Genomic DNA, 408 nt, shown 5'->3' with positions numbered 1-408 from the left:
ACTGAAAGACTTGAAAGGCTTTTAAAAGCCCTAAGATTCTTAACAGAGGAGAACCCTAACATTCTGAATTCGCTTACACCTATGAGAATGGAAAATATTCCTCCCACAAAAGGTTGACACAATCCAATATAATCTATCAATTCCACATCGAAACCGAGTGTGTTATAGTAATGATAAGGAAGCAGTTCTAGCTGCATATCCATGAAAATGCACCTCGCAAATTGGTATTTTTGGTTGATTGTTCACTTCCATTTTACCATTTTTTGCTAAGGTGCATTTTATTTTTTTTCTTAGACGGCACAACTAACACAATGGTTTAGTTGTGCCTTAACCATTTGGTTTCAAGATTGTTTAAATATTCATTTGGTGCCTTCTTGAACCTTCTTTGTTTTGTATGTGTGTAAATAC

The 408-nt window shown here is 34.8% G+C and carries 1 protein-coding gene; it reads right to left on the bottom strand.

What is annotated here, in order from left to right; genetic code table 11:
- Positions 1-203 (bottom strand): hypothetical protein (locus M3212_RS21790; RefSeq protein WP_251195992.1); only part of this gene is annotated, 203 nt, incomplete at its 3' end.
- Positions 204-408: the final 205 nt, after the last annotated feature.

The sequence above is a fragment of the Halalkalibacter oceani genome (assembly GCF_023715705.1).
In the GTDB taxonomy this organism is placed as follows: domain Bacteria; phylum Bacillota; class Bacilli; order Bacillales; family Bacillaceae_D; genus Halalkalibacter; species Halalkalibacter oceani_A.
Note: the sequence above shows the minus strand (reverse complement) of the source record. Positions and strands in the feature narration are given on the sequence as shown.